This window comes from Leucobacter tenebrionis, from assembly GCF_019884725.1.
Classification (GTDB): Bacteria; Actinomycetota; Actinomycetes; order Actinomycetales; family Microbacteriaceae; genus Leucobacter; species Leucobacter tenebrionis.
This window is the reverse complement of the sequence record NZ_CP082322.1, coordinates 2,617,435-2,642,140: the sequence shown is the minus strand read 5'-3', so window position 1 is coordinate 2,642,140 and position 24,706 is coordinate 2,617,435. Positions and strand designations below refer to the sequence as shown.

22 protein-coding genes and 1 pseudogene are annotated in these 24,706 nt (G+C 67.1%); 10 read left to right on the top strand and 13 right to left on the bottom strand.

Going from position 1 to position 24,706, the window contains the following annotated elements; genetic code table 11:
- Nucleotides 1–122 precede the first annotated feature (122 nt).
- Nucleotides 123–3,680, bottom strand: coding sequence for a MobF family relaxase (gene mobF / locus KVY00_RS12105; RefSeq protein ID WP_223043149.1), 3,558 nt, complete (start codon nt 3,678–3,680; stop codon nt 123–125).
- A gap of 199 nt (nt 3,681–3,879) precedes the next feature.
- Here mobF and KVY00_RS12100 point away from each other — a divergent pair, with 199 nt between their 5' ends.
- The 3 genes from KVY00_RS12100 (at nt 3,880) to KVY00_RS12090 (ending at nt 6,951) form a co-directional block, all read left to right on the top strand.
- Nucleotides 3,880–5,553, top strand: coding sequence for an ATP-binding cassette domain-containing protein (locus tag KVY00_RS12100; RefSeq protein WP_223043148.1), 1,674 nt, complete (start codon nt 3,880–3,882; stop codon nt 5,551–5,553).
- A 5-nt stretch (nt 5,554–5,558) separates the two neighbouring features.
- On the top strand, nt 5,559–6,164 hold the full coding sequence (locus KVY00_RS12095) for a TetR/AcrR family transcriptional regulator (protein WP_067246030.1): 606 nt from the start codon (nt 5,559–5,561) through the stop codon (nt 6,162–6,164).
- A gap of 151 nt (nt 6,165–6,315) precedes the next feature.
- On the top strand, nt 6,316–6,951 hold the full coding sequence (locus tag KVY00_RS12090) for a nucleotidyltransferase domain-containing protein (RefSeq protein WP_157518024.1): 636 nt from the start codon (nt 6,316–6,318) through the stop codon (nt 6,949–6,951).
- Nucleotides 6,952–7,065: 114 nt separating this feature from the next.
- Here KVY00_RS12090 and KVY00_RS12085 read toward each other — a convergent pair whose 3' ends face one another.
- The gene (locus tag KVY00_RS12085; RefSeq protein WP_067246036.1) at nt 7,066–7,704 is read right to left on the bottom strand and encodes a TetR/AcrR family transcriptional regulator; all 639 of its coding nucleotides are present in this window, start codon (nt 7,702–7,704) and stop codon (nt 7,066–7,068) included.
- A gap of 107 nt (nt 7,705–7,811) precedes the next feature.
- Between KVY00_RS12085 and KVY00_RS12080 the strand changes: the two genes are divergently transcribed.
- Together KVY00_RS12080 and KVY00_RS12075 are read left to right on the top strand one after the other, a co-directional pair.
- Nucleotides 7,812–9,275, top strand: coding sequence for an MFS transporter (locus tag KVY00_RS12080; RefSeq protein WP_223043147.1), 1,464 nt, complete (start codon nt 7,812–7,814; stop codon nt 9,273–9,275).
- Between the two features lie 462 nt (nt 9,276–9,737).
- Nucleotides 9,738–10,850, top strand: a complete 1,113-nt coding sequence (locus KVY00_RS12075) for a PA2928 family protein (RefSeq protein WP_067246042.1) — start codon at nt 9,738–9,740, stop codon at nt 10,848–10,850.
- A gap of 162 nt (nt 10,851–11,012) precedes the next feature.
- On the opposite strand, the gene KVY00_RS12070 is transcribed toward KVY00_RS12075, so the two are convergent.
- Entirely contained in the window at nt 11,013–11,321 is a 309-nt protein-coding gene (locus tag KVY00_RS12070; RefSeq protein ID WP_223043146.1) for a hypothetical protein, read from the bottom strand.
- Between the two features lie 114 nt (nt 11,322–11,435).
- On the opposite strand from KVY00_RS12070, the gene KVY00_RS12065 reads away from it, so the two are divergent.
- Both KVY00_RS12065 and KVY00_RS12060 read left to right on the top strand, forming a co-directional pair.
- Nucleotides 11,436–12,632, top strand: coding sequence for an FAD-dependent oxidoreductase (locus tag KVY00_RS12065; protein WP_067246045.1), 1,197 nt, complete (start codon nt 11,436–11,438; stop codon nt 12,630–12,632).
- A gap of 292 nt (nt 12,633–12,924) precedes the next feature.
- A complete protein-coding gene (locus tag KVY00_RS12060; protein WP_223043145.1) occupies nt 12,925–13,956 on the top strand; it encodes an alpha/beta hydrolase in 1,032 nt (343 codons plus the stop codon).
- A gap of 186 nt (nt 13,957–14,142) precedes the next feature.
- Here KVY00_RS12060 and KVY00_RS12055 read toward each other — a convergent pair whose 3' ends face one another.
- The 5 genes from KVY00_RS12055 to KVY00_RS12035 all read right to left on the bottom strand — a co-directional run bounded on the left by KVY00_RS12055 (nt 14,143) and on the right by KVY00_RS12035 (nt 17,963).
- Nucleotides 14,143–14,709 (bottom strand): hypothetical protein, encoded by a 567-nt coding sequence (locus KVY00_RS12055; RefSeq protein ID WP_223043144.1) that lies wholly within the window; start codon nt 14,707–14,709, stop codon nt 14,143–14,145.
- Nucleotides 14,706–15,347: a hypothetical protein gene (locus KVY00_RS12050; protein WP_067243767.1), complete on the bottom strand. Its 642-nt coding sequence runs from the start codon at nt 15,345–15,347 to the stop codon at nt 14,706–14,708. Before KVY00_RS12050 ends, KVY00_RS12055 begins: the two co-directional genes overlap by 4 nt.
- Nucleotides 15,348–15,373: 26 nt before the next feature.
- Nucleotides 15,374–16,015 carry a LysE family translocator gene (locus tag KVY00_RS12045; RefSeq protein ID WP_067243766.1) on the bottom strand — a complete coding sequence of 214 codons (642 nt, stop codon included), beginning with the start codon at nt 16,013–16,015 and terminating at the stop codon, nt 15,374–15,376.
- Between the two features lie 61 nt (nt 16,016–16,076).
- Entirely contained in the window at nt 16,077–16,553 is a 477-nt protein-coding gene (locus tag KVY00_RS12040; RefSeq protein ID WP_067243765.1) for a MarR family winged helix-turn-helix transcriptional regulator, read from the bottom strand.
- A 522-nt stretch (nt 16,554–17,075) separates the two neighbouring features.
- The gene (locus KVY00_RS12035) at nt 17,076–17,963 is read right to left on the bottom strand and encodes a LysR family transcriptional regulator (RefSeq protein WP_067243760.1); all 888 of its coding nucleotides are present in this window, start codon (nt 17,961–17,963) and stop codon (nt 17,076–17,078) included.
- 118 nt (nt 17,964–18,081) lie between these two features.
- On the opposite strand from KVY00_RS12035, the gene KVY00_RS12030 reads away from it, so the two are divergent.
- A complete protein-coding gene (locus tag KVY00_RS12030; RefSeq protein WP_217996184.1) occupies nt 18,082–19,245 on the top strand; it encodes an MFS transporter in 1,164 nt (387 codons plus the stop codon).
- On the top strand, nt 19,242–20,573 hold the full coding sequence (locus KVY00_RS12025) for an FAD-binding oxidoreductase (RefSeq protein WP_223043143.1): 1,332 nt from the start codon (nt 19,242–19,244) through the stop codon (nt 20,571–20,573). The genes KVY00_RS12030 and KVY00_RS12025 overlap by 4 nt, the downstream gene beginning before the upstream one ends.
- Before the next feature lie 58 nt (nt 20,574–20,631).
- Here KVY00_RS12025 and KVY00_RS12020 read toward each other — a convergent pair.
- From KVY00_RS12020 to map, 4 genes and pseudogenes are all read right to left on the bottom strand, one after another.
- Nucleotides 20,632–21,809, bottom strand: a protein-coding gene (locus KVY00_RS12020) for an IS3 family transposase (RefSeq protein WP_394358247.1) whose coding sequence is annotated in 2 segments (ribosomal slippage) — nt 20,632–21,540 and nt 21,543–21,809 — 1,176 coding nt in all. Because the reading frame shifts where the segments join, the coding sequence is not laid out codon by codon here.
- 39 nt (nt 21,810–21,848) lie between these two features.
- Entirely contained in the window at nt 21,849–22,145 is a 297-nt protein-coding gene (locus KVY00_RS12015) for an IS3 family transposase (RefSeq protein ID WP_067243755.1), read from the bottom strand.
- Nucleotides 22,142–22,432, bottom strand: a pseudogene (locus KVY00_RS12010) (transposase); the annotation flags it as partial. The gene KVY00_RS12015 and the pseudogene KVY00_RS12010, both read right to left, overlap by 4 nt.
- 52 nt (nt 22,433–22,484) lie before the next feature.
- The gene (gene map, locus KVY00_RS12005) at nt 22,485–23,261 is read right to left on the bottom strand and encodes a type I methionyl aminopeptidase (protein WP_067243750.1); all 777 of its coding nucleotides are present in this window, start codon (nt 23,259–23,261) and stop codon (nt 22,485–22,487) included.
- 68 nt (nt 23,262–23,329) lie between these two features.
- Between map and KVY00_RS12000 the strand changes: the two genes are divergently transcribed.
- Entirely contained in the window at nt 23,330–23,626 is a 297-nt protein-coding gene (locus KVY00_RS12000) for a helix-turn-helix transcriptional regulator (RefSeq protein WP_006902578.1), read from the top strand.
- Nucleotides 23,627–23,660: 34 nt separating this feature from the next.
- Here KVY00_RS12000 and KVY00_RS11995 read toward each other — a convergent pair whose 3' ends face one another.
- A complete protein-coding gene (locus KVY00_RS11995; protein ID WP_067243748.1) occupies nt 23,661–24,632 on the bottom strand; it encodes a GlxA family transcriptional regulator in 972 nt (323 codons plus the stop codon).
- Between the last annotated feature and the right edge of the window lie 74 nt (nt 24,633–24,706).

The following is a 24,706-nucleotide window of genomic DNA, read 5'->3' as shown; positions in this document are numbered from 1 at the left end:
CGGTGTCAGGAGATACGTGTCGCCGGTCCAACTCGAACAGTCATGGTGCTATCTATGATGCCCGAGTTACAGGGCCGGAGCGCAGACGACACGACGACCAACGCCAGCGCAGTCATCCGCGCTTACAACGACGGCCTGACCCGCTGCGCGCCCGTGCGGCGCGATGGCCCCTGGTCAGGCTGCTCAGCCTGGGAGAGGCTCCTAGCCCGGCCAAGGGCGGCACGGGCACGGGCGGCGTCGATCATCTGCGTCTCGGCTTCGGCGGGTGCTCCGAGGGGCGCGGGTCCGGTGATGCCGTAGCGGTCGCGGTAGGCGGCGATGGTGCGCGCGGCATGCCGCCATGCCTGGGCTGCTCGTGCCTGCTTCGGCTGGACGCCGAGCTTCGTGATCCACTCGTGCTTCTCGGTGAGCGCGATGTCGAGGAGCGCATCGGCCCGGGTCTCGATGAGGTCGCGTCGCTCGGTCAGCGCCTGCCGCATCTCGGACGGCACGGTGCCGGTGGCTTCGGGGATGAGACCGGCGATCAAGCGTGGTGCGTTTCGCGCGCGCCCGGACCCTGATGGCCGCGCGGTCGCCTTTGCGACGCGGTAGTGCAGGACCGAGGCGATGTCGTCGGCGTCCCCGAACCCGCGTGCTCGCACAAGGCGTGGCAGCAGGGTCTCGACGTCGTGCTGGTTCGCTTCGGCCCGACGGAGCTCGGCGGTCAGCGCTCCGAATGCGGGTGAGGCGATCGCGTCGTCTGCGTCGTCGTCGCTGAGACCCGATGCTCGGATGAGCGCGGCCCAGCGGTCGTGTTGTGCGGCGGCGGCCAGGGTCTCGTACTCGGCGGCGAGCTGCGCGATCGAGGCCCAGGTGTCCTGTTCGGCGGTGATCGTCTCATGCGCGGACAGCTCGGCACCGATGTGCTGCAGCACCCCAAACAGCACCGACCGGGCTGTCACCTCGGTGTTGTCGCCGGGGTGCGGGCCGTCGTGGGCGGGGTCGGGCTTGTCGACGGCGACGTAGGCGATGTTCTCCTCGCGGCCACGGGTCATGGCGACATAGAACGTCTCCCTGGTCATCGACGCATCCGCCAGGACGTACGAGGAGTCCACGGTGATGCCCTGCGCCCGGTATGACGTCACGGCGTAACCGAGGTCGAGATGTTCGGCCGCGTACTCAGCCGGGACCACGACCGAGGCGCCCCACGTGCGCCCTGCGCGGCGGAGGGTGAGAGCGCCGTCGTCACGGACCTCGGTGACCGTCCACCTGTCGCCGTTGCGGACCCAGGACCGTCCCGCGCGGAGGCGGCGGTCGTTGCGGCGAGTGATGACCGTATCCCCGACCGCAGCCCTCATTCCGTCGTGCAGTTCGACCTCACGGCGGGCGTTCACGGTGCCATTGAGGATCAGATCAGCGCGTGCCCGGTTGTTGAGCGCCTGGACGGACTCATTCGAGTCGGTCACGAGCACACTGGCCCGCCCGGCGAGGGTGTCGGTGCGCCAGGCGGTGTAGGCGGCGTCGATCATCTCCTCGGTCTCCCCGCCGATCACGCGGCCGTTCTCGGCGTAGGTGTCGATGACGTCGGTGCGGCCGTGCCGCAGCGCGAGGGATGCCGTCTTCTCCCACGGGTTGACGAACCGGTGCACATCGACCAACTCCGGGGCGTCGTCGCGGTCGTGAACGAGGAGGGAGAACGCGCCACCTGCGGTGACGGACTGGAGCTGGGCGTGATCCCCGACCAGCAGCACCTTCGCCCCGGCCTTCTCCGCCAATGTGGTGATGCGGTCGAGGGAGAGCGTGCCCGCCAGCGACGCCTCGTCAACGATCACGAGCTGACCCTTGCGGAACGTCTCGTCGGTGCGGTCGTGGGTGTCGAGCCACTTCGCCGTGTTCTCGGTGGGGATGCCGAGGTCATCGGCCAGGACCTGCGCCGCGACCGCGGACGGCGCGAGCCCAACCACGCTGCCGCGCCCGTGCTCGTACTCCCACGCCCGCCGCAAAACCGACATCGCCGTCGTCTTCCCAGCCCCCGCCGGGCCGACCAGCACATCGACCACCCGCCCTGAGAGCGCGATCTTCGTCAATGCGGCCGCCTGGTCGTCACCCAGCATCCGCCCCTTGCTGTCGGGCCGCTTCGTAACCCGTTCGACGGTGGTCAGTGGCACGGTCGGTGCCGTGGTGGTGCGGGCGCGCTCGAGGAGGCGGTCTTCGGCGGCCAGCAGCACCTCGGAGGAGAACAGCGCGGAGTGCTTCGGCCGGAACACACTCGTGCCATCCGGCCGGCGGAACGCGGCAGGACTGGAGGCGAGCTCCGGCGGAGTCAGGCACAGCGACGCGGCTTCCGCGGCATCCACAATCAGTCCGACGATGGCTTCTCGATCCTCGGTCGACGCGAACCGGTAGCCCATCGTCTGCCGCGCGGCCTCGGCCGTGAGGTTCCAGCGATGCCAGGTGGAGCGCTTCTCACCGACCGCGGCCACCACGTGCTGCCCGAGCGACGCGATCGCATCCAGCGGTACGTCGTCCGCGCGCAGCAGCAGAGGCTCCTCGTTCACCGTCACACTGCGCGCCCACGAGGTCGCATCCGACCCGAGCACCCTCCCGGCCCGCTCCCGCCACGAGACCGTGAGATCGGCCAGCGACCGCACCTCCTTCTCCGGCCGGGTCGAGAGGGTGGCCTGGGCGCGGAGCTTCATGATCGTCGCCGGCGACGGCCGCCGCCCATGCGCCTCGACGTACTGGCCGATGAGGCGATCCGTCTCGGCGTCGATGTGCCGGGCGCGAGTGGAGAACTCCTTCACCAGCGCCTCCGGCACCGCAGTGATCGCCCACGCAGGGTTGCGGTCGCGGCCCATGTCGCGCGTCTCCCACGAGACGCCGAGCATCCGGGTGAGGTGGTCAGCGAAGACGGCCTCGTGCAGTTCGGAGAGGGCGACGACGGCGGCGTGCATCGGTCGCCCGTCCAGCGACCGCCATTTGCCGTCGAGGACGGTCTGCACCTTGTTGCTGATGACGACATGCGTGTGCAGGTGCGGGTCGCCCGCCCGGCTGTCGTAGTGATCGAACGCCGTGACGATCAGGCCGCGGACGTCGACCTGTGCAACCGCGCCGTCGCCGCCGGTTGCACCCGTGCGGGTGGCTGCAACCTCCCGCTCCATGAACGCAACCACCTCCGCAACCGCCGCATGATGTGCATCCGCGATCAACGCCTGCGTCCCGGCATCCGCAACCGCCCAGAGTGAGCTTGCGGACTTCGGGATGCTGAACGTGAAGTCGAACCCCGCAACCGCCCGTCGCGTACCGCGCTCGGCCTCCTCCGTTTCCATGGCCGCGACCGCCTCCGCGCGTGACGCTGGCCCGAGCGATGGATCGAGTGCCCCGGCCCGCGCCTCAACCCGCTCGGCCACGGTTCGGTACTCGGGGTACGCGCGGCCAAGCGGTTCCCCGGTGATGGGGTCGCGGCCCATGCCGACGAGGAGCTGGAGCTGTGCTTCGGAGACCTGATCGCCCACGTTGATCCGTCCGCCGCCGAGCGTGGCGACTCCGGCGCCGAGCCAACGACCCGGCGGTGTGCCCTCGGCGTTGTAGTAGCGCGTCAACGGAGTCGAGAGCGAGCGGTCACCATCGCCGGCCGCGACAGTGCGCAACAGGTACTTATACCCATCGCCAGCGCTCATCACACGCATCGAAACCGTCATCCACGCCGCCCTATCTGCTTGCTCACGAGGTGAGCAGCGGCCCGCCGACAGGCGGGCTCAACCTCGATCTGCAAGAGGCGTGAAGGGCCGAAGCAGGCCGCTACTGGCACCGCGCATCACGCACCGACGAGCGAACGAGCACGCATCTGGTTTGCGGGGCATGACGACCTATTTATCACGGGTGTGATAGATTTGAGTCATGGCTCATCTCGATGTCGCCTCGGTGGCGTACACGCTGGCGGATGGGCGGTCGCTGCTGCGTGACGTCTCGCTCAGCCTGGGGGCGGGTGAGCGGGTCGCCGTGATCGGCGCGAACGGCGCGGGGAAGAGCACCCTGCTTCGGATCGTCACGGGCGAACTCTCACCGGACTCCGGCGCGGTGACTCGTGACGGCAGCTTGGGTGTGATGCGTCAGTTCGTCACGGGCGCGACGGTCAGCGAACTGTTGCTGTCGGTCGCGCAGCCGGTGATCCGCGATGCCGCCGCGCGGCTTGCGCGCTCTGAGGCCATGATGAACGAGCGGGGCACAACCGAGTCGCAGATGGCGTACGCGTCGGCCGTTGCTGCATGGGGCGAGGTGGGCGGCTATGACGCCGAGGTGTTGTGGGATGTCTGCACGGTCGCCGCTCTCGGAATGCCGTTCGATCGGTGTCGCCACCGGTCGTTGTCCACGCTGTCAGGTGGGGAGCAGAAGCGGCTGGCGCTAGAGGCGCTGTTGCGCGGCTCGGATGATCTGCTGCTGCTGGATGAGCCGGACAACTCCCTGGACGTGCCGGGCAAACGCTGGCTGGAAGAGCAGTTGCGCGCGACGGGCAAGGGCGTGCTCTACGTGAGCCACGACCGTGAGCTGCTGGCCCGGACCGCGACCTCGATCGTGACGCTGGAACTCGGCGCGGCGGGCAACACCGCGTGGACGCATCCGGGCGGATTCGACACCTACCACCGCGCGCGGGGACAGCGGTTCGAGCGGTTGGACGAGCTTCGCCGCCGCTGGGACGAAGAGCATGCGAAGCTGCGCTCGCTCATGCTCATGTACAAGCAGAAGGCTGCGTACAACTCCGATATGGCTTCCCGGCATCGGGCAGCGCAGACCCGGCTGACACGCTTCGAGGAGGCCGGGCCTCCGCAGGAACAGCCTCGCGAGCAGCGTCTTCAGATGCGGCTGCGCGGTGGTCGGACCGGCAAGCGGGTGTTGACCTGCGAGGCGCTGGAGCTGACGGGTCTGATGCGTGCGTTTGACTTCGAGGCGCACTTCGGTGATCGGGTCGCGGTGCTCGGCTCGAATGGGTCGGGCAAGTCGCACTTCCTGCGCCTGCTCGCGGCCGGGGGCACCGACCCCGCACCGGGCCAGGAGCCCGTGACCGATACGAGGATCGAACCCGTGCCGCACGGCGGCACAGCGCGGCTCGGTGCGCGGGTACGGCCGGGATGGTTTGCTCAGAATCGCAGTCGTCCAGACCTCGCTGGCCGCACGCTGCTGGACATCCTGCACCGCGGCGACGAGCACCGCACTGGCCTTCCGCGAGAGGACGCCTCGCGGGTACTCGCGCGCTACGAACTGGCGAAGTCCGCAGAGCAACTCTTCGACTCGCTCTCGGGCGGGCAACAGGCACGGTTCCAGGTGCTGCTGCTGGAACTCGGCGGAGCGACGATGCTGCTGCTGGACGAGCCGACCGACAACCTCGACCTCGTCTCCGCCGAAGCCCTCCAGCACGCGCTCAGGGCATTTGAGGGCACGGTGCTCGCCGTAACTCATGATCGTTGGTTCGCCCGCGACTTCGATCGTTTCCTCATCTTCGGAGCCGACGGAGACGTCTACGAGAGCAGCGAGCCCGTGTGGGACGAGGCCCGCGTCACCAGGGAAAGAAAGTAGGAGTCATGCCCGCACGGATCGATCCGCAGGAGCGTCGTCAGCAGGTGATCGAGGCGACATTCCGCCTCGTGGTGGCCGAGGGCATCGAGGGTGTGTCGCTGCGGAAGGTGGCCGATGAGTCCGGTCTGAACATCGGCTCGGTGCGGCACTACTTCGATGGACATCACGATCTGCTCACCGCAGCGGCGGAGGAGGCGGGCGCCCGGATGGGTCACCGGCTCACCGCCCATCGCGCCGAAGGACTGCGCGGGCTCACCGGTGAGGCGGCGCTTGACGCCCTGCAAGCCCTGGTCGAGGCCGTCATGCCGGTCGATGCGCGGCGTCGTGACGAGGCAATCGTGGTCGTCGAACTGATCATGGCCTCCCGGACGATGCCGGTGTTCCGCGCGATGTCCGAACGCATGGCCGCTGACCTTGCTGCTGTCTTACGCGAGGCGCTCGACTCCCTCGACGTGCCAGACGTCGACCTCGCCGCTGCGCAGCTCGCCGCCGTCATCGGCGGGCTGACCCTGGACACCGTGACACCGCACGGCGCCCTGAGCGTCGAACGCATGCGAGCCGTCCTGCGGGCGCATCTGCAGATGCTGCTCGCGAACGCGCGTCACGGGTAATGCGTATGCCGGCGTGGCTGTTCACGCTGCTGGCCGCTGCGTTCGTGCTCTACACCGACGACCGCCGGACACGTTCACGGCACGATCCTAATCACCTTCCCCTAGACACTTGAGAAACAGACCAGGACTGCCATAAGGCTAGGCTGTGAGGATGCGACGTCCCTACGATCCGTCGATTGACGCGTGGGTCCCATGGTCGGCTGAACGAGTGGCGGCCGCCATCGACGGCACCGGGGCCTGGCTTTCAGGTGGCTGGGGGTTGGACATGTGGCTGGGACGCGTCACGCGAGCACATCGCGACATCGATGTGAGCGTCACGCGCGACGACTGGTACGCCCTCGCAGCGGCGCTTCGAACGGAGTTGAGGTTCTTCCGGGCGGAATCTGGATGGCTCACTGAGCTGCGTGACGACGTCCAGGTTCCACCCGTCAACACGTGGTGCGCAGATTCCGCTGGCCGTTGGTGCCTGCAGATCAACCTTGAGGCCGGCGACGCAGCGGGATGGCGCTACCGCCGAGACGAGCGCGTCACTCGCGCATGGGAGGCGACGGTCGTCGCGATCGAAGGTGTGCCCGTCATGGCGCCCGAGGTTCAGCTGCTGTGGAAGAGTTGCCGCCCGTCACCGAAGGACGAGGCGGACTGGTCCGCGGTGCTTCCCGCACTTGATGACGATTCCCGTGAGTGGTTGCGTGCCGCCGTGCGCCTCGCCCATCCAGAGTCGCCGATGAACAGGGAGTACCAAGGGGGCAGGAAGGCGTCGCCACGGAACCGCGCATCAGTGCCCTGACTTTGTCCGATATAACGTTCTCTGACGCGGGAGCGAGGGACGAGCCCCGCACTCCCCCGGCCAGGAACAGCCCCCGCGCCCCACGGCCGCCAGTGACTTCCGAGGCTCGGATCATCACCGCCGGTCGGAGTCGCGGAGAATGATCTCGGCGAGGCGTTCGATCTGGCCGGCGTATGCGCGTAGGAACTCCTCAGAGGTTGGATCGGCCCCAGTGAGTCCCTGGATGACATGGGGCAGGAAGGTGGGGGCCATCGCCGCACCCATGAGCATGACCATGAGGACCGTAGGGTCGATGCCGTCGTCGAGCTGCCCGTCGACCTGAAGTTGGCGGATCTGTTCGGCATTGCGGCTGAGGCGTTCGGAGCGCGAGGCGTAGTCGGGGTCGCCCTGTGGCCCATCGTATTCAAGCCCACTCCAGGCAAGCAGGCGGACGCTCTCGGGATTGTGGAGCGCCTCGAGAGCATAGTGGCGGATCTTCTCAGGCAGCGGCATGTCCGAGGAGACAAGCTCGTCCTCACGCTCCCGCCAGCGTTCGGAGATGGCCTTCGCGAGGCCCTCCTTGCCGTCGAAGTAGTACGAGATCAGCTGCTGGTTCACCCCCGCACGCGCCGCGATGGAGCCGACTCGCGCGCCAGCGTAACCGTGTGCGGCGAACTCGCTGGTCGCCGCGTCGAGGATTCGCGCCCGAGTCCGCTCGGGATCACGCCGCCGCTCCCCTGGCTTCGGTGATCGACGCGGACCTGCGGAACTCATGCCTCAACCATAACCGCAGGCGACTCATTCATCACGGACGATGCCTCTATCATGTGTATGGGTGATACAGTCATTGCGCTGCTTGATACTGACCAGAAGGAGGAATGGTGGCCGTCCAAGCTTCGCCGCGTACCCAGGGGACGACCATGCGCTGGTGGGCGCTCATGGTCGCGATCGCCGCCGTGCTGGTGGACATGATCGACAACCAGATCGTCACGGTCGCACTGCCCACCATCCAGCGCGAGCTCGGCGCTCTGGATGCCGGCCTGCAGTGGATCTCGGCGGGCTACGCGCTGGGGTTCGCACTGACCTTGATCACGGGCGCACGCCTCGGAGATCGGTTCGGATACACTCGCCTGTTCGTCGCTGGCATGAGCGTCTTCGCTGTCGCCTCGCTGGCCGCCGGGGTTGCGCCAACTTCTGAGATCCTGATTGCCGCGCGCGTGGTGCAGGGCGTCGGCTCTGGGTTGATGGTTCCGCAGGTGCTGTCGTTCATCCACACCGGCTTCCAGGGCGCGGAGCAGGCGAAGGCGATGAGCTTCTACGCCGCCGCGTTCCCGCTCGGCGGCCTCGCTGGTCCCATGCTCGGCGGTATCCTTACCCAGGCCGACTTGTTCGGGACGGGATGGCGCGCCGTGTTCCTCGTCAATGTGCCCATCGGCGTCATCGCGGTGATCGGCGCCCTGATCACCATGCCCCGGCACGCGGTGACGCGGCGCCGCGGGTTGGACCTCAGTGGTCTCCTGCTGCTCACGCTCGCCCTGCTCGCTGCGCTGTTTCCGATCGTGCAGGGCAGGGAGCTCGGCTGGCCGTGGTGGGCCATCGCTCTGATGCTCGCGAGCATCCCCCTGTTCGCGCTCTTCCTCACCGCCCAGCGCTCATCCGCAAGACGCGGAGCAGAGCCTCTGATCGACCCCACTCTGCTCCGTTCGACCAGCCTGCTCGCCGTCCAGGCGGTGTTGTTCGTCGTCAACGCGTCGGTCGCGGTGTTCTTCGTCCTCACGCTCCACCTCCAGGAGACCCTTGGATACACCCCCCTGCAGGCAGCCCTCACGTTCGTGCCGGCAACCGTCGGCATCGTCGCCGGGAACGTCCTCGCATTCCGGCTCACTGCCCGGCTCGGGAGAGTCCTCCCCGCGGCCGGCGTCACGTGCACCCTTGCCAGCCTCACCGTGATCGCCGTTCTCGCGCTCCTGCTCGGACGGGACCTGAGCGGATGGACCATACTCGTCCCCGCGCTCGTGTTCGGGGCAGGCATGGGCGCAGCCCTGAACTCCCTGTTCGCCTCGTACATGGCCCACACCAGCCCCGAACAAGCAGGATCGGCCTCCGGCATCCTGAACACGACCATCCAGCTCGGCACCGCTACCGGCATCGCCCTCTTCGGCACCCTCTACTTCACCGCCGTCGGCCAGGGCTCCGAGACCGCCACCGCATACAGCCTCCTCGCAGCAGCCGCGCTCCTCGCGGTCGGACTCGCCCTCACCCCGGCAACGCCGAAGGCGACCACAGCCACCCCGGCCACCGCCACGCCGGACACCACCGTTCAAGCTCACGAAGGAGTCCGATAGAGCTGAAGGCCGAGAATACCAACAGCCGATGTGGCGTTCCCGAAGCGGATTACGGACAAACGCGACCCCAGCATCGATACGCAAACGGGGGCCTCGCGGCGCATCCAAAAGCCGGAGAAGCGCCTGGAGGAGCGTAGGGGGCTGCGACATGTCCACGCGGCGTTTGTTCAAGCCCGAGTAGCACAGCCTTCCTTGCTTCCACGAGAACAGCTCGTCGCAAGAACATGGGGGCGTCGCCACGGCAGAGGACAGGCGACAGGAACGGGCCGGCACCGTGCTCACGGGACTGCGCCAACCGATATTGCGGTCCTCGGGCGCGGCTAGGCTCCTTCGTGGGGCTTATAGCGTGAGGTCGAGGATCGCTTGCCGCGCCCCCTGCACGGCAAGGGAACCCATCCGGACGTCTGGGCGGCGGGGCTTCCCGCGCCAATGGGAGAATCCCAGTCACAGGGAAGGAGGGGGATGGATCGGACGAAGCAGACCCGCTCGCCTGCCGACGGCGAGCATCCGCACGGCGACAGGAAGCGCCGTCGGTGGCTGATGCCCGCCGTCTGGGTGATGGTGCCACTGCTCGCGATCGCCGGCGTCGTCACCCTCGTCGAGACGACGACCAGCCCGGCCGAGACGCGGCCGTCGAACGCGATCGCCACCGGAGAGATCGTCGGAGGCAGGCATGTCGCGGTTCTCGCGTACGAGACCGACACCTTCCCGCACGTCGACCTTTTCCGCATCGGCTCGATCGGCTACAGCGTGCAGGCCATCGCGTTCGACCTCGACACCGGGGAGCGCCTGTGGGACACGATGCTCTCCAACGACTTCCCGTCGATCGGGGCCGAGGCCCTCGCCGTGGGCGGCGGCTACGCCTACGTCCGCACCGACGACGGGCTGGTGATCCTCGACGCCGCGACCGGCGGCATCGAGGCCCGCGACGAGCAGGTACCGGGGCTGGAGGACGACTACGTCGCCTCACTCACCTCGTACGCCTATGACGAGCCATCCCGGCAGATCGTGCTGCGCGACCGGGACGACGCCGTCCTCGCCATCCCCGTCGGCTCCGTCACCGCGAAGCCTGCACCGCCGGACGTCTCGCTCCGCTGGGAGGGCGAGCTCACCGCCACCGAGCCCGATCCGTTCCTGTACTCGCAGACGATGGAAGACGCCACGAACCACAAGGCTCAGCTACCGGGACCGGAGCCGGAGCCGGACCCGCTGACCGGCATCGTGCCCGACACCAACATGCTGCGCGCCTCCTGGGCGCCGGACGACGCCTGGACCGCGAACATCGTGCTCGACCCGAACACCGGATACGCAGCCGGCTCCGACCAAGGGTTCGCGGTGTCCGAGGCGCACGAGGGCGGCAGGTACACCTACCAGGTCGCCGACCTCGAGACCCGAACGTCGCAGGCGCGGCTCGATGTCCCTTCCGGGGCGGGGATCGACACCGTCACGGTCGACGCGGCCGGATACGTCGTAATGACGGTCCCCAATGCGGATCAGCAAGGCCTCCTCGTCGTCGCCACCGCCGACTCCATCCGCGCGTCGGTGATCGGCGAACGGGGATGGCTCGGGTGGTGACCCGAGCTGCTTCAGCTCGGGAATGAGTGGCGAGATCTCGATCGCCCGTCGAATGGCCTGGCCCAGCGCGGACCTAGCCCGAGACTGCGGCGAAGAGGGCGTCGAGGGACGACAACGCCTCTCGTGCGCACCCCGTTAAGGCGACGGAGAGGTACCGGGCCATCAGCCGCGCGACCGCCCCGTTCCCCAACCGGTCTCGGAGCCGACCTCGCGGTCGCCGCATTGGACGCAATCCAACAGCGAGGGGAAGACCGCCCGCGGGCTCGGACAGACGTCGGCGATCAGCATGCCATCACGAACCTCTTGGGAGTCGGCTGAGATCATCGCGCTTTTCACGACGAAGGACGTCAGCGCCAGGTCCGGTCGCGCTGCCCGGATGACTGCGTGCTCATCGTCGGCTGCATGCCGCGGAGTCCGGCGATCATCTGATACGCCACGGCGCGCGCCAGCGGCATGGGCGAGCGTGGTCATCAGTCATCGGACGAGGGCGATGTCCGGCCCCCGGTGCGGGTTGACTCAGAGGTGAACCTCGTGGAATCCTTTCGATTGTCGAATTATCTATTGATCGAATAAGTGAGGTGTGGGATGCGTGCGGTGGTCGTGGGCGGAGGTATCGCGGGGCCGGCGACGGCGATGGCGTTGCAGGCTGTGGGGATCGAACCCCTTCTGCTGGATGCGAACCCGGCCGACAGGGGCGAGGTCGGGTCGTGGTTCACCATCGCGGCCAACGGTGTCGCCGCACTCGACGCGATCGGGGCGCTGGAGCAGGTTCGCGGGCTCGGGGTCCCCACCGATCGGAACGTCATGGTGAGCGCATCGGGACGCACCCTCGGTGTCATCCCCCTCGGAGCCGCACGCGAGGACGGCACAGTGGCGCTGTCGTTCAAGCGAACCCGACTGGCCTCAGCTTTGACGGATCTGGCACGGCAACGGGGCATTGAGGTGCGCTCGCAGTCCCGCGTGACTAGCGCATCCACGGACGATCGCGGAGCCAGCGTGACATTGGAATCAGGTGAGACGATCGCCGGGGACCTCGTGATCGGGGCCGATGGGATCAACTCGGTGGTACGTTCCGCGATCGACCCACAAGCGCCGACGAGGCGTTACATGGGGCTGGCCAACTTTGGCGGGATCACGGAGAGCACCGCGCTCGCGGCAAGCCTGGAACCAGGCGCGTGGCGACTGGTCTTCGGCAGGCGCGCGTTCTTCGGCGCACTGCCGACCCCGGCCGGTGATGTCGTGTGGTTCGTCAACGTCCCACGACAGCCCGTCTCACGGCAGGAGCGGGCCACCACTCCCCCCGCCACATGGCGGGCGTTGCTCGCCGACCTCGCCGCCGCGGATCCCGGCCCGTTCCACGACCTCATCACCACCGGCCGACTCGAACTCGCCGGCGACAATACCTACGACCTGCCCCACGTCCCCACCTGGCACCGAGGACGCCTCGGACTCGTCGGTGACGCGATCCACGCGCCCGCCCCGAGCTCAGGCCAAGGCGCCTCGATGGCACTGGAAGATGCCGTCGTCCTCGCCTCCTGTCTCCACACGGAGACCACGCCCGAGCGTGCATTCACCACCTTCGAAGAGCAGCGGCGCCGCCGGGTCGAACGCATCGTCGCCGAAGGAGCACGCTCAAGCAGCTCCAAGACAGCCGGCTCCATGCAACGCATCGTCCAAGACGCCATCCTGCGCATCGTCTTCCAGCGCATCGCCACACGAGACACGCAGGCCTGGATAACCGACCACCGCGTCACCCTCCCCGCTGGCGTCACACCACCCTGACGTCGCTACAGTCGCCCCGGACTGGATCGCGATAGCCGACGCCGTCGCATTTCACGAAACCTGGCTCCGTTCGACGCACCCACTCCTAGGCAGGGTATGCGGAGGACGCGACCTGAAACCTGTCAGGCCTTAGCGCGCTCTTATTGGTCGCATTGCTGATCGGAGGAACATATTGCCTCACGCCCCCATCGGATACCTGATAGGCAGCGTAGTCACCGCCGCAATCACGTATCTATCGTTGTGGCCCCGACCGACCAACGGACCGCGAGCTACACCGACGTCAGTACTCGCCATGGCGGGCAGTGAACTGCCGCACATCTTCCTCCTCCTGAATGCCACGTCAACAACGTTGGCAATTGCGGAGGGCGCGCCCTTCTCGATCGTCGGGGGCGTGGCGCTGGCGCTTTCGTCGCTGGCCGCGATCGGGCAGGTCGCCGTGATCGTCTTGGCGAGCCGTGGACGATCCGCCATCTCTGACTCATTGGCTGCCGCTTATGGCGACGTCGGTCTGTCACGATCACCGGGTTGGCGGCATTGGCTGCGCGCCGCGCTGGCCCCGGCACGCCTCCGTCGGCGCAGCGTGGAACGGACTAGCGCCATCCGCTATGGCCCCGACCGGGCAGCACACCTCCTCGATCTCTATCGTGCACGTGATCTGAAAGCCGCCAAGGGCTTCGTCATCCACTTCCATGGCGGGGGCTTCTTTAGCGGCCGCCGAAGCAAAGAGGCGCGCCTGTTGATGGAACAACTGGCAGCAGCGGGCTGGATCGGCATCAGCGCCGACTATCGCCTCGAACCCGCGGTGTTCCCCGACCAGGTAGTCGACGCGAAACGGGTGCTTGCCTGGACACGGGAGCACGCCAGAGACTACGGGGCTGATCCTGAGACCGTCGTTCTCGTCGGAGGGTCCGCCGGTGCTCATATCGCGACGATCTGCGCTCTTGCTGCGGGCGACCCACGGTTCCAGCCGGGGTTCGAAGACGCCGATACGAGAGTGTCGGCCGTCATCGGGTTGTACGGGTACTACGGTCCCGCGCCAACACGCGGACTGCCCTCCGCGCCCGAAGACTACCTCAGCGAGGCAACCGGAAGAACCTCGTCAGTCGACATACCGCCGACCCTGATCGTTCACGGCGACCGCGATCCCATGGTCGCCCCGGCAATGGCGCGGACGATGGCCGAGCAGTTGCGCGATGCCTCGGCCGATCAGGTCGTCTACGTCGAGCTACCCGGGGGGCACCACACCTTGGACCGGTTCGATTCACTACGCTGCTCAGCCTTGACTGACGGCGTTGATGACTTTCTGCAGCGAGCTTTGGGGTGACCAACAGGCCACTGCAGGCTCAGAAGCGCCTAAGGGATGTCCTTCGCGGTGTCACTTAGCCACAGAGCGAGGGCATCGAGCCGCGCCAGGCCGAGGTTCGCTCTCTCAATGAGGTCGTCGCTCGGAATGCTCCGCTAGCCGCCGCTGATCCGGATGAGATATCAGACATCATGGACACGCCCATGCTCATGTGGCTTCTGGTGTCGGGATGCTGTCGGTGAGCAGGTGCGCGAGCAGCAGTTTGATGACGAGCAGCGGCGCGATCCAGACCAGCGCGTCCTCCGTCGGCCCGGTCACGACGGTCCACGTGATCAACGCGGCGGCGCAGGCGAAAGCCACTGGCCGACGGAGCGCGAGCGGCGTCGAGGTGATCAGCAGCGCAGATGCGACCAGTCCCAGGTAGAGGACGGCGCTTGCCGACCAGGACTGTGCGGGGAAGAGCAGCGCGACGACGAACGGGTGCACGTGCGCTGCGACGAACAGCACGGAGCGCCGTCGCCAGTGCGGGCCGCGATGGAAGCGTCGTGCCGCTGCCCGTGTGGCGTTGACGACGACACCGCCGGCGATGTCGAATCCGAGCACGGCGAGGACGAGCACGTGCGCGGCCCCGTATCCGGAGACGATTCCGCCTGCTGTCGCAGCCGCAGCTCCCATCAGGGCAGCACCGTATCCGAGCGCGAGCTCCGGCCTCGTCGCGTGCGGCGCGACGAGCAGCGCGTTGACTCGCCCGAGCGCGGAGAGTCTGTCGTTCATGATGCGTGTGGTCCTTCGTCGTGGGTCGCGGATTCGGTTCTCCGGTGGTTCAACCACTCCTGAAACTCCGTCTCCGAGCGGACGGCGTCCTGGATGACGGCTTCATAGACCAGGTATCCGGGGACGGGGTCATCACCTGTGCCACGCGTTCGGACCGAGCGCTTCAGGGCCAGGATGGCCCCCCGGGATTCGTCGGTTACGAGTGGTGCGAAGCGGCGGAGGTGCTCGAGGTCGGGTTGGCGTTCGGGCTCGCCGACGAACCACAGATCCGCGGTCCACAGCTTCTCGCGCGGCGACATGATCTCCAGCCCCAGGTAGTAGCCGTCCGGGTATCGCGGGTCGGTGTTCCATCGGCCGGTGTCGTCCCGGAGCACGACCTGCCGCACGTCTTCGTGCGAGGCGAGTTCCGCCCCCAGAGAGGTGATGCGTCCGATGGTCTCCTCGTTCAGCGCCACGCACGAGGTGGTGATGTCGATGTCCCGCCGATCGATCACGCCCAGGCCGGCGGCGCCGACCACGACCGGAGCGCCGAGGCTCTCCAGCCGACGCCACAGGCCAAGGCGCTCGCACATCGCCCGTGCCTCCTGGTCGAGCCGCCTCGCCCGCTCCAGCAGATGCTCCCCCTGGTGATCCGCCACCGCTCTACGCTTTTCGTGCACGCCGGTCAGCTCTTCGCGGGGGCGAGGGCGAGGGTCGCGCCCATGCCGACCAGCATCCCGCCGCCGGTCGCGCGCATCGTCGACAACCTCCGCGGCGAGGTCGCGAACCACTGACGCGCCGCGGAGGCCACCAGGGCCCAGCACGCATCGCAGGCGAACGCGATCACCGTGAATACGAGCCCCAGGACCGCCATCTGCACCGCGACGGACCCGTTCTGCGGAGTGACGAACTGCGGGAGCACCGCCACGAAGAACACGATCGTCTTCGGATTCGTCACGCCGACGATGAAGCCCTCGCGCAGCACGCGCCACGACGACGACGGGCCGTTCCCGGAAGCAGTCATCGCGCCGGTGTCCACGCGCCGATGCCGGATCGCCTGCACCCCCAGATACACGAGATACCCCGCCCCCAGCAGCTTGACCACCAGGAACACCATCGCGGACTGCGCGACGACGGCACCGAGCCCCACGGACACCAGGAGAACAAGCGGTAGACCGCCGAGCTCGTTCCCGAGCACGCTCAACAACCCACCCCGCCGACCCAGCGCCAGCGACCGCCCGATGACGAACAGCACGCTCGGCCCCGGCACCACGATCAGCACGAACGACATCACGGCGAACGCTACAAGCGCCTGCATATCCGGCATCTACTTCTCCTCTACTTGTCCTCGCCACGCGCGACTTCTTCAATGCGGCGGGGCTGTCATCTCACGGGCCAGACGTCCCGACGCCCGCTGCCACTCGCCGAGTGTGTTCTTCTGCATTGCTCGCCATCGCGGACAGGAGCCGCTCGAAGGCGAGGATCTGCTCGGCGTCGAACTCCCCCAGAAGCCGGTGCCCATCCTGCACGAGGGGTCCGTACATCCTCCAGAGGACCTCCTGCCCCTCCGGAGTCAACTCGATCAGGACTTTCCGACGGTCCGCCGGTGCCGGCCCACGACGCACGAGACCGCGACGACACAGACGATCGACCAGCGTGGTCGTCGCCGCTGGCCGCAGCCCAATAGCCTTCGCCAACTCGCCCGAAGACATCACACCCTCCGTCAACCAGTCCAAACACCGCAGCTCGGTCGCCCCAAGATCCAACGCGCGACCCACCGCGTCATCGAAGGCCTGCGTCACCCGCTGATACCGCTGGACAGCCGCACCGAACGCCTCCTCAGCGTCTTCCCGCGACGAGCCCACGCCGCCCTCCTTCGACTGACGAATCTTTCGACGATCATAGTATCGGAGGGGCGCTGCATGATGTGAAGCACGTTCGCTTGGTGCGCCGCGTCGTCGGCGAAGCGGACGGACGTCCCGGGGGTTCAAACAGACGGACACCGGCTCTGCGCGACTGTCGGGTCATGAGTCTGCTCGTCGGAATTTCATGGCGCCGAGGCGCGCGTTGATGTCGAAAGAGATAAGCAACGTGCTCGCGGCTCTGACCGACCTTCGGAACGACGCAAGGTAGATCGCCAGTCAACTCCGCTATCTCATCGCATGCCCGGTTCCACAGCTTCGTCCTCGTCCACGGCGCTGTCCCGATCTACAAGCTCTTCGACGCCAGGGACGCTACGCTCAGACATTCACCCACGATGGGTCACCGGGCGACTCATTCCCAGCACCGGCGATCCTGAACGAGTGCGGCGGGCCTCACCTGGCTCTCGTCTTCCCAGTGTGGCCAACGGGCTTCGATCCCCGGTGGGATCCTGATCAGGACTCAGATCATCGCCCTCCGTCACTCGTCAATGAGTACTCGATGGTGCTGAGAAACCGGTCCGTTGCCGGGCTGGGTGGCCGGTTGGCGGCGTACACCATCACAAGTTCGCGACCGATCTCGGGCTCGGTGTTCACCGTCCGCAGGTGCGGGTAGCCAACCATCGTTTCGGGGGGAACCAGGGCGATCCCGATGCCGTGCTCGACGGCGCTCAGCAGGTCCGCGATGGTGTCGGCTTCGAAGATGCTCCGCCGATGGAGGCCCGCTTCCTCGCACGCGACGTCGATCCGTGCGCGGAGCGCAGAGTCGGAGCGATACTCAGCGAACTGACGGTCGGCAAGGTCACTCAGGCGAACTCGTCGGCGGCGGGCGAGCGGGTCGCGATGGTTGACGGCGAGCACGAGCGACTGCGCAACCAGAGGTCGCTCGTGCAGGTGGGCTCTCTCGAACGGGCGATCGGCCACTGCGATGTCGAGGTCTCCGGAAACCACATCGTGGATGAGACTCGGTACCGCGTCGTGATGGACGCGCAAGTGGACTTCAGGATGGCGCTCGTGGAAGTCCGCGAGCCATCGCGTCAACGGGATGCCGCCGAGCGCCTGGATAGTCCCGACGCGGAGACGGCCCCGGAGCACACCGCGTACAGCGGCTACCGCGTCCTGCCCGTCACGGGCAGCCTCGAGAGATCGGTGAGCCGCAGGCAGGAGTGCGCGGCCTGCCTCGGTGAGTTCGACCTTGCGGCTGGAACGAACCAGCAGTTCGGCACCGAGTTCGCGTTCAAGCGCGGCGATCGAACTGGACAGACTCGACTGCGCCAGGTGCACCTTCGCTGCGGCGCGCGTGAAATGTCGTTCGTCGGCCACGGCGACGAAGTGCTCCAGTTGCCGAAGTTCCATAGATCGATGGTACCGATCATGACGATCGAAACATTCTGTTGGACAGATTGTTGGGTCGCCTAACAGCCTGGTCTTCGTGGGGGAACGACGAGCCGGGCGGCCATCCGCCTTCTGGGCGGTGGCTGCCGCGCTGACGGCGACGATGATCGGCACAACGTTGCCGACACCCCTGTATCCAACGCTGCAACGTCGTCTCGGCTTTGACGACCTCACGATCACCGTGCTGTTCGCGATATATGCCGGCGGCGTCCTCGTCGCACTGGTGTTCCTCGGTCGCGTATCGGACCTAATCGGTCCCCGCCCTGTGCTCATGGCCGGCCTGGGAGCCGCTGCGTTCTCGGCCTTGGCTTTCCTCAGCGGCACAGGATTGACCGGGCTGCTCATCGGCCGTTTGCTCTCTGGCCTGTCGGCTGGGATGATCACCGGCACAGCAACCGTGGCATTAGCGGAACTCGAACCGCCCGGCAATCACGGGCGCGCGGCGTTGGTCGCCACCGCGTCGAACACGCTGGGCCTGGGGTGCGGACCGCTGCTGAGCGGGCTACTCGCCGAACTCGGGCTCTTTCCGCTCGTGGCCCCGTTCGTGGTGCACCTCGCGCTGGTCATCGTCGCGGGCACCGGCTTGTGGCTGGCGCCGGAACTGAAGTCGCCGAGGTCGACGCCCACGCGGGCACGTTCTCGTTTCCGCATCGACTGGCCGACGTTGCCCCGTGAGGTACGGCCTGTATTCCCCGCGGTGGCGGTGGCGATGTTCGCGTGCTTCGCGATGCTCGGACTGGTGGCCGCCGTCGAGCCCGCGTTCCTCACCCGGCTGCTGAGTGTGACCAACCCATTGCTGTCCGGGGGCGTTGTGTTTGCGATGTTTGCTGGGTCCGCTCTGAGCCAGGTCGCGACCAGACGCCTCCGTGCGGCGTCGGCGCTCATGGCCGGATGCGCGATCGTCCTAGTCGCGGTCTTCGGATTCGCCACTGCGCTGTTCATCGGCTCAGCCGTGCTGATCGTGTTCAGCACCATCGTCATCGGTATCGGCCAAGGGCTGGCGTTCCGGGCAGCTGTGGCGATCAGCAGCGCGCGTTCACCCGGCGACGCGCGCAGCGGAACCATGTCCAGCTTCTTCCTCGTCGTCTACCTCGGCATCTCGGTACCGGTCGTCGCTGCAGGCTACGCCGCCGACGCCACCGGCCTGCGCACCGCCGGTATCGGCTTCACCGCGGCCGTCGCGGCGCTCCTTCTTACTGCCCTCATCACCACGACCCGCGCACGCATAGGAGAGATCCAATGAAACTTGACGACATCCACGGGTACACCTATCGGCCCGGCGACCCACAGTGGCCGTCCTGCTATCAGACCGCAGTCCGTGCCGAACCTGACCTGCTCATCGAAGCCGAAGACGCCGCCGACGTGCAGCGTGCGGTCGCCTACGCCGCCGAGAACGAACTGCCCATCACTGCACGCAACACCGGACACGGCGCCACGTCCTTCACCGGCGGCGTCATGATCAGCACCCGACGACTCCAGCGTGTGGATATCGATCCGGACGCACGGCTGGCTCGAGTGGGCGGTGGAACAACCTGGGACGCGGTCGTGCGCGAGGCCGCACGCTACGGTCTGGCCCCACTCAACGGCAGCGCACCGACGGTCGGTGTTGCCGGCTACAGCCTTGGAGGTGGCATCGGACCGCTCACCCGGCAGTATGGATACGCAGCCGACCACGTCACCGAGTTCGACGTAGTCACCGCCGACAACCGTCCCCGGCACGTGAGCGCCGACAACCACGCAGACCTGTATTGGGCGATGCGTGGTGGTGGCGGCAGCTTCGGCGTCGTCACCGCGTTGCGGTTCCGGCTCTTTCCCGTCGACCAGGTTCTTGCCGGCGCACTGAGCTTCGACCCTGAGCGATTCCCTGAGATCGTCAGCCGTTACCGGGAGTGGACCACCGGCGTGCCCGACGAACTCACATCCTCACTGTCGCTCATGACCTTCCCCGACCTTCCGACTCTACCGGAACGCATCCGAGGCAAGCGGACCCTGCGCCTCTTCGTCACCTGCACCGACCCCAGGACATGCATCTCCGCGATCGACGTATTACGCACCTGGGGACCGGTCGAGGACACCATCTACCCGATGCCCTACGCCGAGTGCAGCAAGGTATTCGCCGAGCCGGCAACCCCGCACGGCTATCAAGGTGATGCCGTCACTACCGCGGCACTGGACCCCACGGCGGCCGCGACCGTCATGAAACGCATCGATGCCGAGACCGAGAACTGCGTGTTCCTCCAGCTTCATCACCTCGGCGGTGCTGCCGCGCGTCAGCCAGAGCATGAAAACGCGGTCGGCCACCGCGACGCGACTTACGTCGTCCGGGTAACCACACCGGTCGCCCGGCAGGTACCCGGCGACCTCGGGAACAAACAGTCCGCCCTGATCGAAGACCTCGCGCACGGGGCGACCAGTCGAGCACTGAACTTCCTGTTTGGAGACAATACCGCCGAGCTGAGCACAAGTGCCTGCTACGAACCCGAGACCTACCAGCGCCTTGTCAACATCAAGCGCCGCTACGACCCAGCGAACCTCATCCGACTCGGGCGTGCCATATATGTCAACGCATAAGAAGGTGCGCCTTGTTTGAACGTCGGGGCGTGAGGAACGAACTGGTGACAGGTTCGGTTTAGGCCGCGAGTGTGAGTGGCTCGGCTAGCTTGGCTTCGAATTCGATGGGCGTCAAGCCGCCGAGGGTGTCTTGCGCGCGCTGGCGGTGGTACTCCCGCTCGATCCAGACGACGATCGCGAGCCGCAGCTCCTGCCGAGTCGCCCACCGCTGCTGGTTGAGCACGTTCGTCTGCAGCAGTGACCAGAACGACTCCATGGCCGCGTTGTCCCCGGCGGCGCCGACTCTTCCCATCGATCCGACCACGTCGTGGCGGCGCAACTCGCGGGCCATGGCCCGGGAACGGAACTGGCTGCCTCTGTCGGCGTGCAGGATGCAGCCGGCGACCTCACCGCGGCGGGCGACGGCGTTGCGGAGGGCGTCAACGGCGAGCTTCGCGGTCATCCGGTCTGAGATCGAGTAGCCGACGATCCGGTTGGAGAACACGTCTTTGATCGCGCAGCAGTAGAGCTTGCCTTCGCTCGTCCAGTGCTCCGTGATATCTCTGAGCCAGAGCCGGTTCGGCGTGTCCGCACGGAATACTCGCTGGACGTGATCGTCGAACACGGGCGGCCCGGCCTTCTTGCCCTTCCCGCGTCGCCGGCGCTGCGCGGACGAGAGAATCCCGGCCTGCGAGCACAGCTTCCACGCCGTCCGCCTGCTCATCCGCCACCCCGCTCGACGGGCTTCGTCGGCGAGGTATCGGTACCCGAACGTCGGGTCATCGTGGTGCGCGTCATGCAGCGCGTTGATCCGATACGCGCGCAGCAGGTCCGCGTCACGGATCGGATTGTTGCGCCACCGGTAGTAGGGCTGTCTTGCGAGCTTGAGGACCTGGCACGACACCGTCACGGGGACCCCCGAGTCGGCGAGCTCAGATACGAGCGGGTACGTCATTTTAGGGAGCCACCGAGACGCAGATTCGCCTGCGACAGATACGCCGCTGCACGGCGAAGGACCTCGTTTTCTTGTTCGAGCAGGCGGATCCGCTTCTTCAACTCCCGGGCCTCGGCGGCATCGGCGGCGGTCTGACCGGGACGGTTGCCGTCTTCGATATCGGCTTGGCGGAGCCAATTCTGCAGCGTTGCTTCGCTGATACCGAAGTCGGTGGCGATCTGTTTGATAGTGACGCCGCTCTCGCGGCTACGAGCGACCGCGACGACGTCCTCGCGGAACTCTTTCGGATAGGGACCGGGCATGATGACATCCTCCCCGCCAGCGCCTCCCGGCACTAACGATCAGTCGTCACCCATTCGTTCCTCACGCCCGCCGGTCTGGTCGCGACCGATCATCCCGCCCTGCTGGCGCAGCAGCGCGTGCATCTTCCGGACCCCGTAGACGCCATAGTTCTCCGCATGCAGCCGGGTGATCTCCGGAATCAGCAGCTCGTCTCTCAGCTGCCGGGCTGACGCCGGACGCGCTTTCGCGGCCCGGTATCCGCGGGCGGTGAGGAACCCCACCTCGGCCTGCCGCATCACACGGCACACGAGCTCGACCCCGAAACGATCACGCATCTTGTCGATGAACGCGATCATCTCGACGAGGGGCGGCCGAGCTCGGTCGCGAAAAACACGCTCGCAGACCGCAAGATCTCGTTCGCCTTCTCCAACTCGGCGATCTGCTTCTTCAACCGCTTGATCTCCGCCTGCGCCTCACTCGAGGTCCCCGACTGCCGGCCCTCGTCGACGTCGAGGCGCTTCTTCCACAGTCGAAGCGTCTCGGGGTTGACGCCGAGCTTGGCGGCGACGTGCTTGATCGCAGCGTGATCGGTCTTGTGATCAGGGCGAGCCTCGCTCAGCATCCGCAGCGCGCGCTGGCGGAACTCATCCGGATACGGTCCTCAGCGGCGGGGGCCGGTGACGCTATCGGGGCATCTATTGCTGTGGGAGGGTGAGGATCTCGGCGCCATGGTCGGTGATCGCGATGGTGTGCTCGGTGTGGGCGGTGCGGCATCCGGTGGCGCTGCGCAGCGTCCACCCGTCGTCCGGGTCGGTGATGAGCCGGTCGGTGTCGGCCATCACCCACGGTTCCAGGGCCAGCAGCAGCCCGGGCCGCAGCCGGTATCCTCGCCCGGGTCGTCCCTTGTTGGACACGTGCGGGTCCTGGTGCATCGTCGAGCCGATGCCGTGACCACCGAACTCGGTATTGATCAGGTAGCCGGCGCCCGACAGCACCTGCTCGATCGCGTGCGAGAGGTCCCCCAGCCGCAACCCCGGCGCGGCAACATGAATCGCGGCCATCAGCGCCCGTTCGGTGGCGTCGATCATCGCGACGTCCTGCGGGTTGTGGGTGTCGCCGACGATGAAGCTGATCGCGGCGTCCGCCGCGACCCCGTCCTTGATGACCGCGAGGTCGAGGGTGAGCAGGTCCCCATCCGCGAGGCGGTAGTCGCGTGGCATGCCGTGCAGCACGGCGTCGTTGACGGCGGTGCAGATGTAGTGCCCAAAGGGACCGCGCCCGAACGAGGGCGCATAGTCGACGTAGCATGAGGTCGCACCGGCAGCATCGATCATCTCCCGCGCCCACTGGTCAACCTGGAGCAGGTTCGTCCCGACCCGGCAGCGGGCCTTGAGGCGCTGGAGAACGTCGCCGACGATGCGGCCGGTGACTCGCGCCCGGTCCAGCTCGCTCGGAGTGAGGATCTCGATCATCCGGCACCTTCCCGCCAAATCTCCAATACTTATACCGGTACGACTATACCGTGATTAGTATTGGTGGCATGGTCAGATTGCCGCTCACTCGCGAGGACGTCAAACGCGGGCAGCGGCTCGGAGAACTACTCCGTGTCGCGCGCGGTCCACGTTCGATCCTTGACGTCGCGATCGAGGCGGGGATCTCCCCCGAGACGTTGCGCAAGATCGAGACCGGCAGGGTCGCCACACCAGCGTTTCCCACCGTTGCCGCGGTCGCCATCGTGCTCGGCCTGTCCCTCGACGACCTCTGGGCCCAGATCAGCACACCCCACGGATCACCTCCGGAGGCGCTGACGTCAGCGGCGGTGTTGGCTTCGCGCTAACGACACCGCGCGCGGACCTGCTCACCCGCGGTGTTCACCGGGTCGCCTCGTCGTTGTCGTATGGCGGACGGCCGGAGAATGTTGCGCGGTACTCGCTGGGAGAGACTCGGGTGGCGCGGCGGAACTGGTCGCGGAAGGCGCTGGGGCTGCTGAAGCCGATCTGTCGGGCGATGCGCTCGATGCTGTGGTCGGTGGTCTCCAGCAGCTCCTGCGCGTGCCGGATGCGCACACCGGTGACCCATTCCATGGGAGCCTGCCCGGTCTCCTGGTGAAAACGTCGGGTCAGAGTACGGATGCTCGTGTGGGCTGCTGTTGCGATGTCGGCGAGCGTGAGCGGACGGTGGGCGTTCTCCTCGATCCACACGAGCACGTCCTCCAGCGTGGCGGTGCGGTAGGTGGGCGGATTCCGGACGATGAACTGCGCCTGCCCTCCTGTGCGGTGCAGCGGCGCGACCGCCAACCGTGACGCGTGGGCGGCGACCGCTGCACCGAAGTCCCGACGGATCATGTGCAGGCACAGGTCCAGCCCTGCGGCCGCACCCGCCGAAGTGAGCACCTGCCCATTGTCGGTGTAGAGCACATCCGGCTCCACGATCACCCGCGGGAACCGTCGTGCGAGCAGATCGGTGGCGAGCCAGTGGGTCGTCGCGCGCTGCCCATCGAGGAGCCCTGCGTCTGCGAGCACGAACGCCCCCACGCAGATCGAAGCGATGCGCGTCCCCGCCGCCGCTGCCGCACGGAGCGCGTCCGCGACGCCGTCCGGGAGCGGCGCGGCCGCGTCGTTGCGCCCTGGAACCATGATCGTGTCCGCTCGCTCCAGCGCTTCGAGACCCACGCTCGTGGCGATCTGGAGGGGGCCCGCGTCGACCGTGGGCGCCGTCCCGGCGACGATCACCCGATACGCCAGGCGCCCGTCCGGGAGCGTCACACGACCAAACGTCTCCACTGCGGTGGCCAGATCGAACGCGATCACATCAGGAAGAGCGAGCGCGACGACGGTGTACATACCGTGCATCCTACAGATATTCAAGCGCGAGATTGACGTTCAGAACGCGTGGCCAGATTCCGGCGATCATTGGC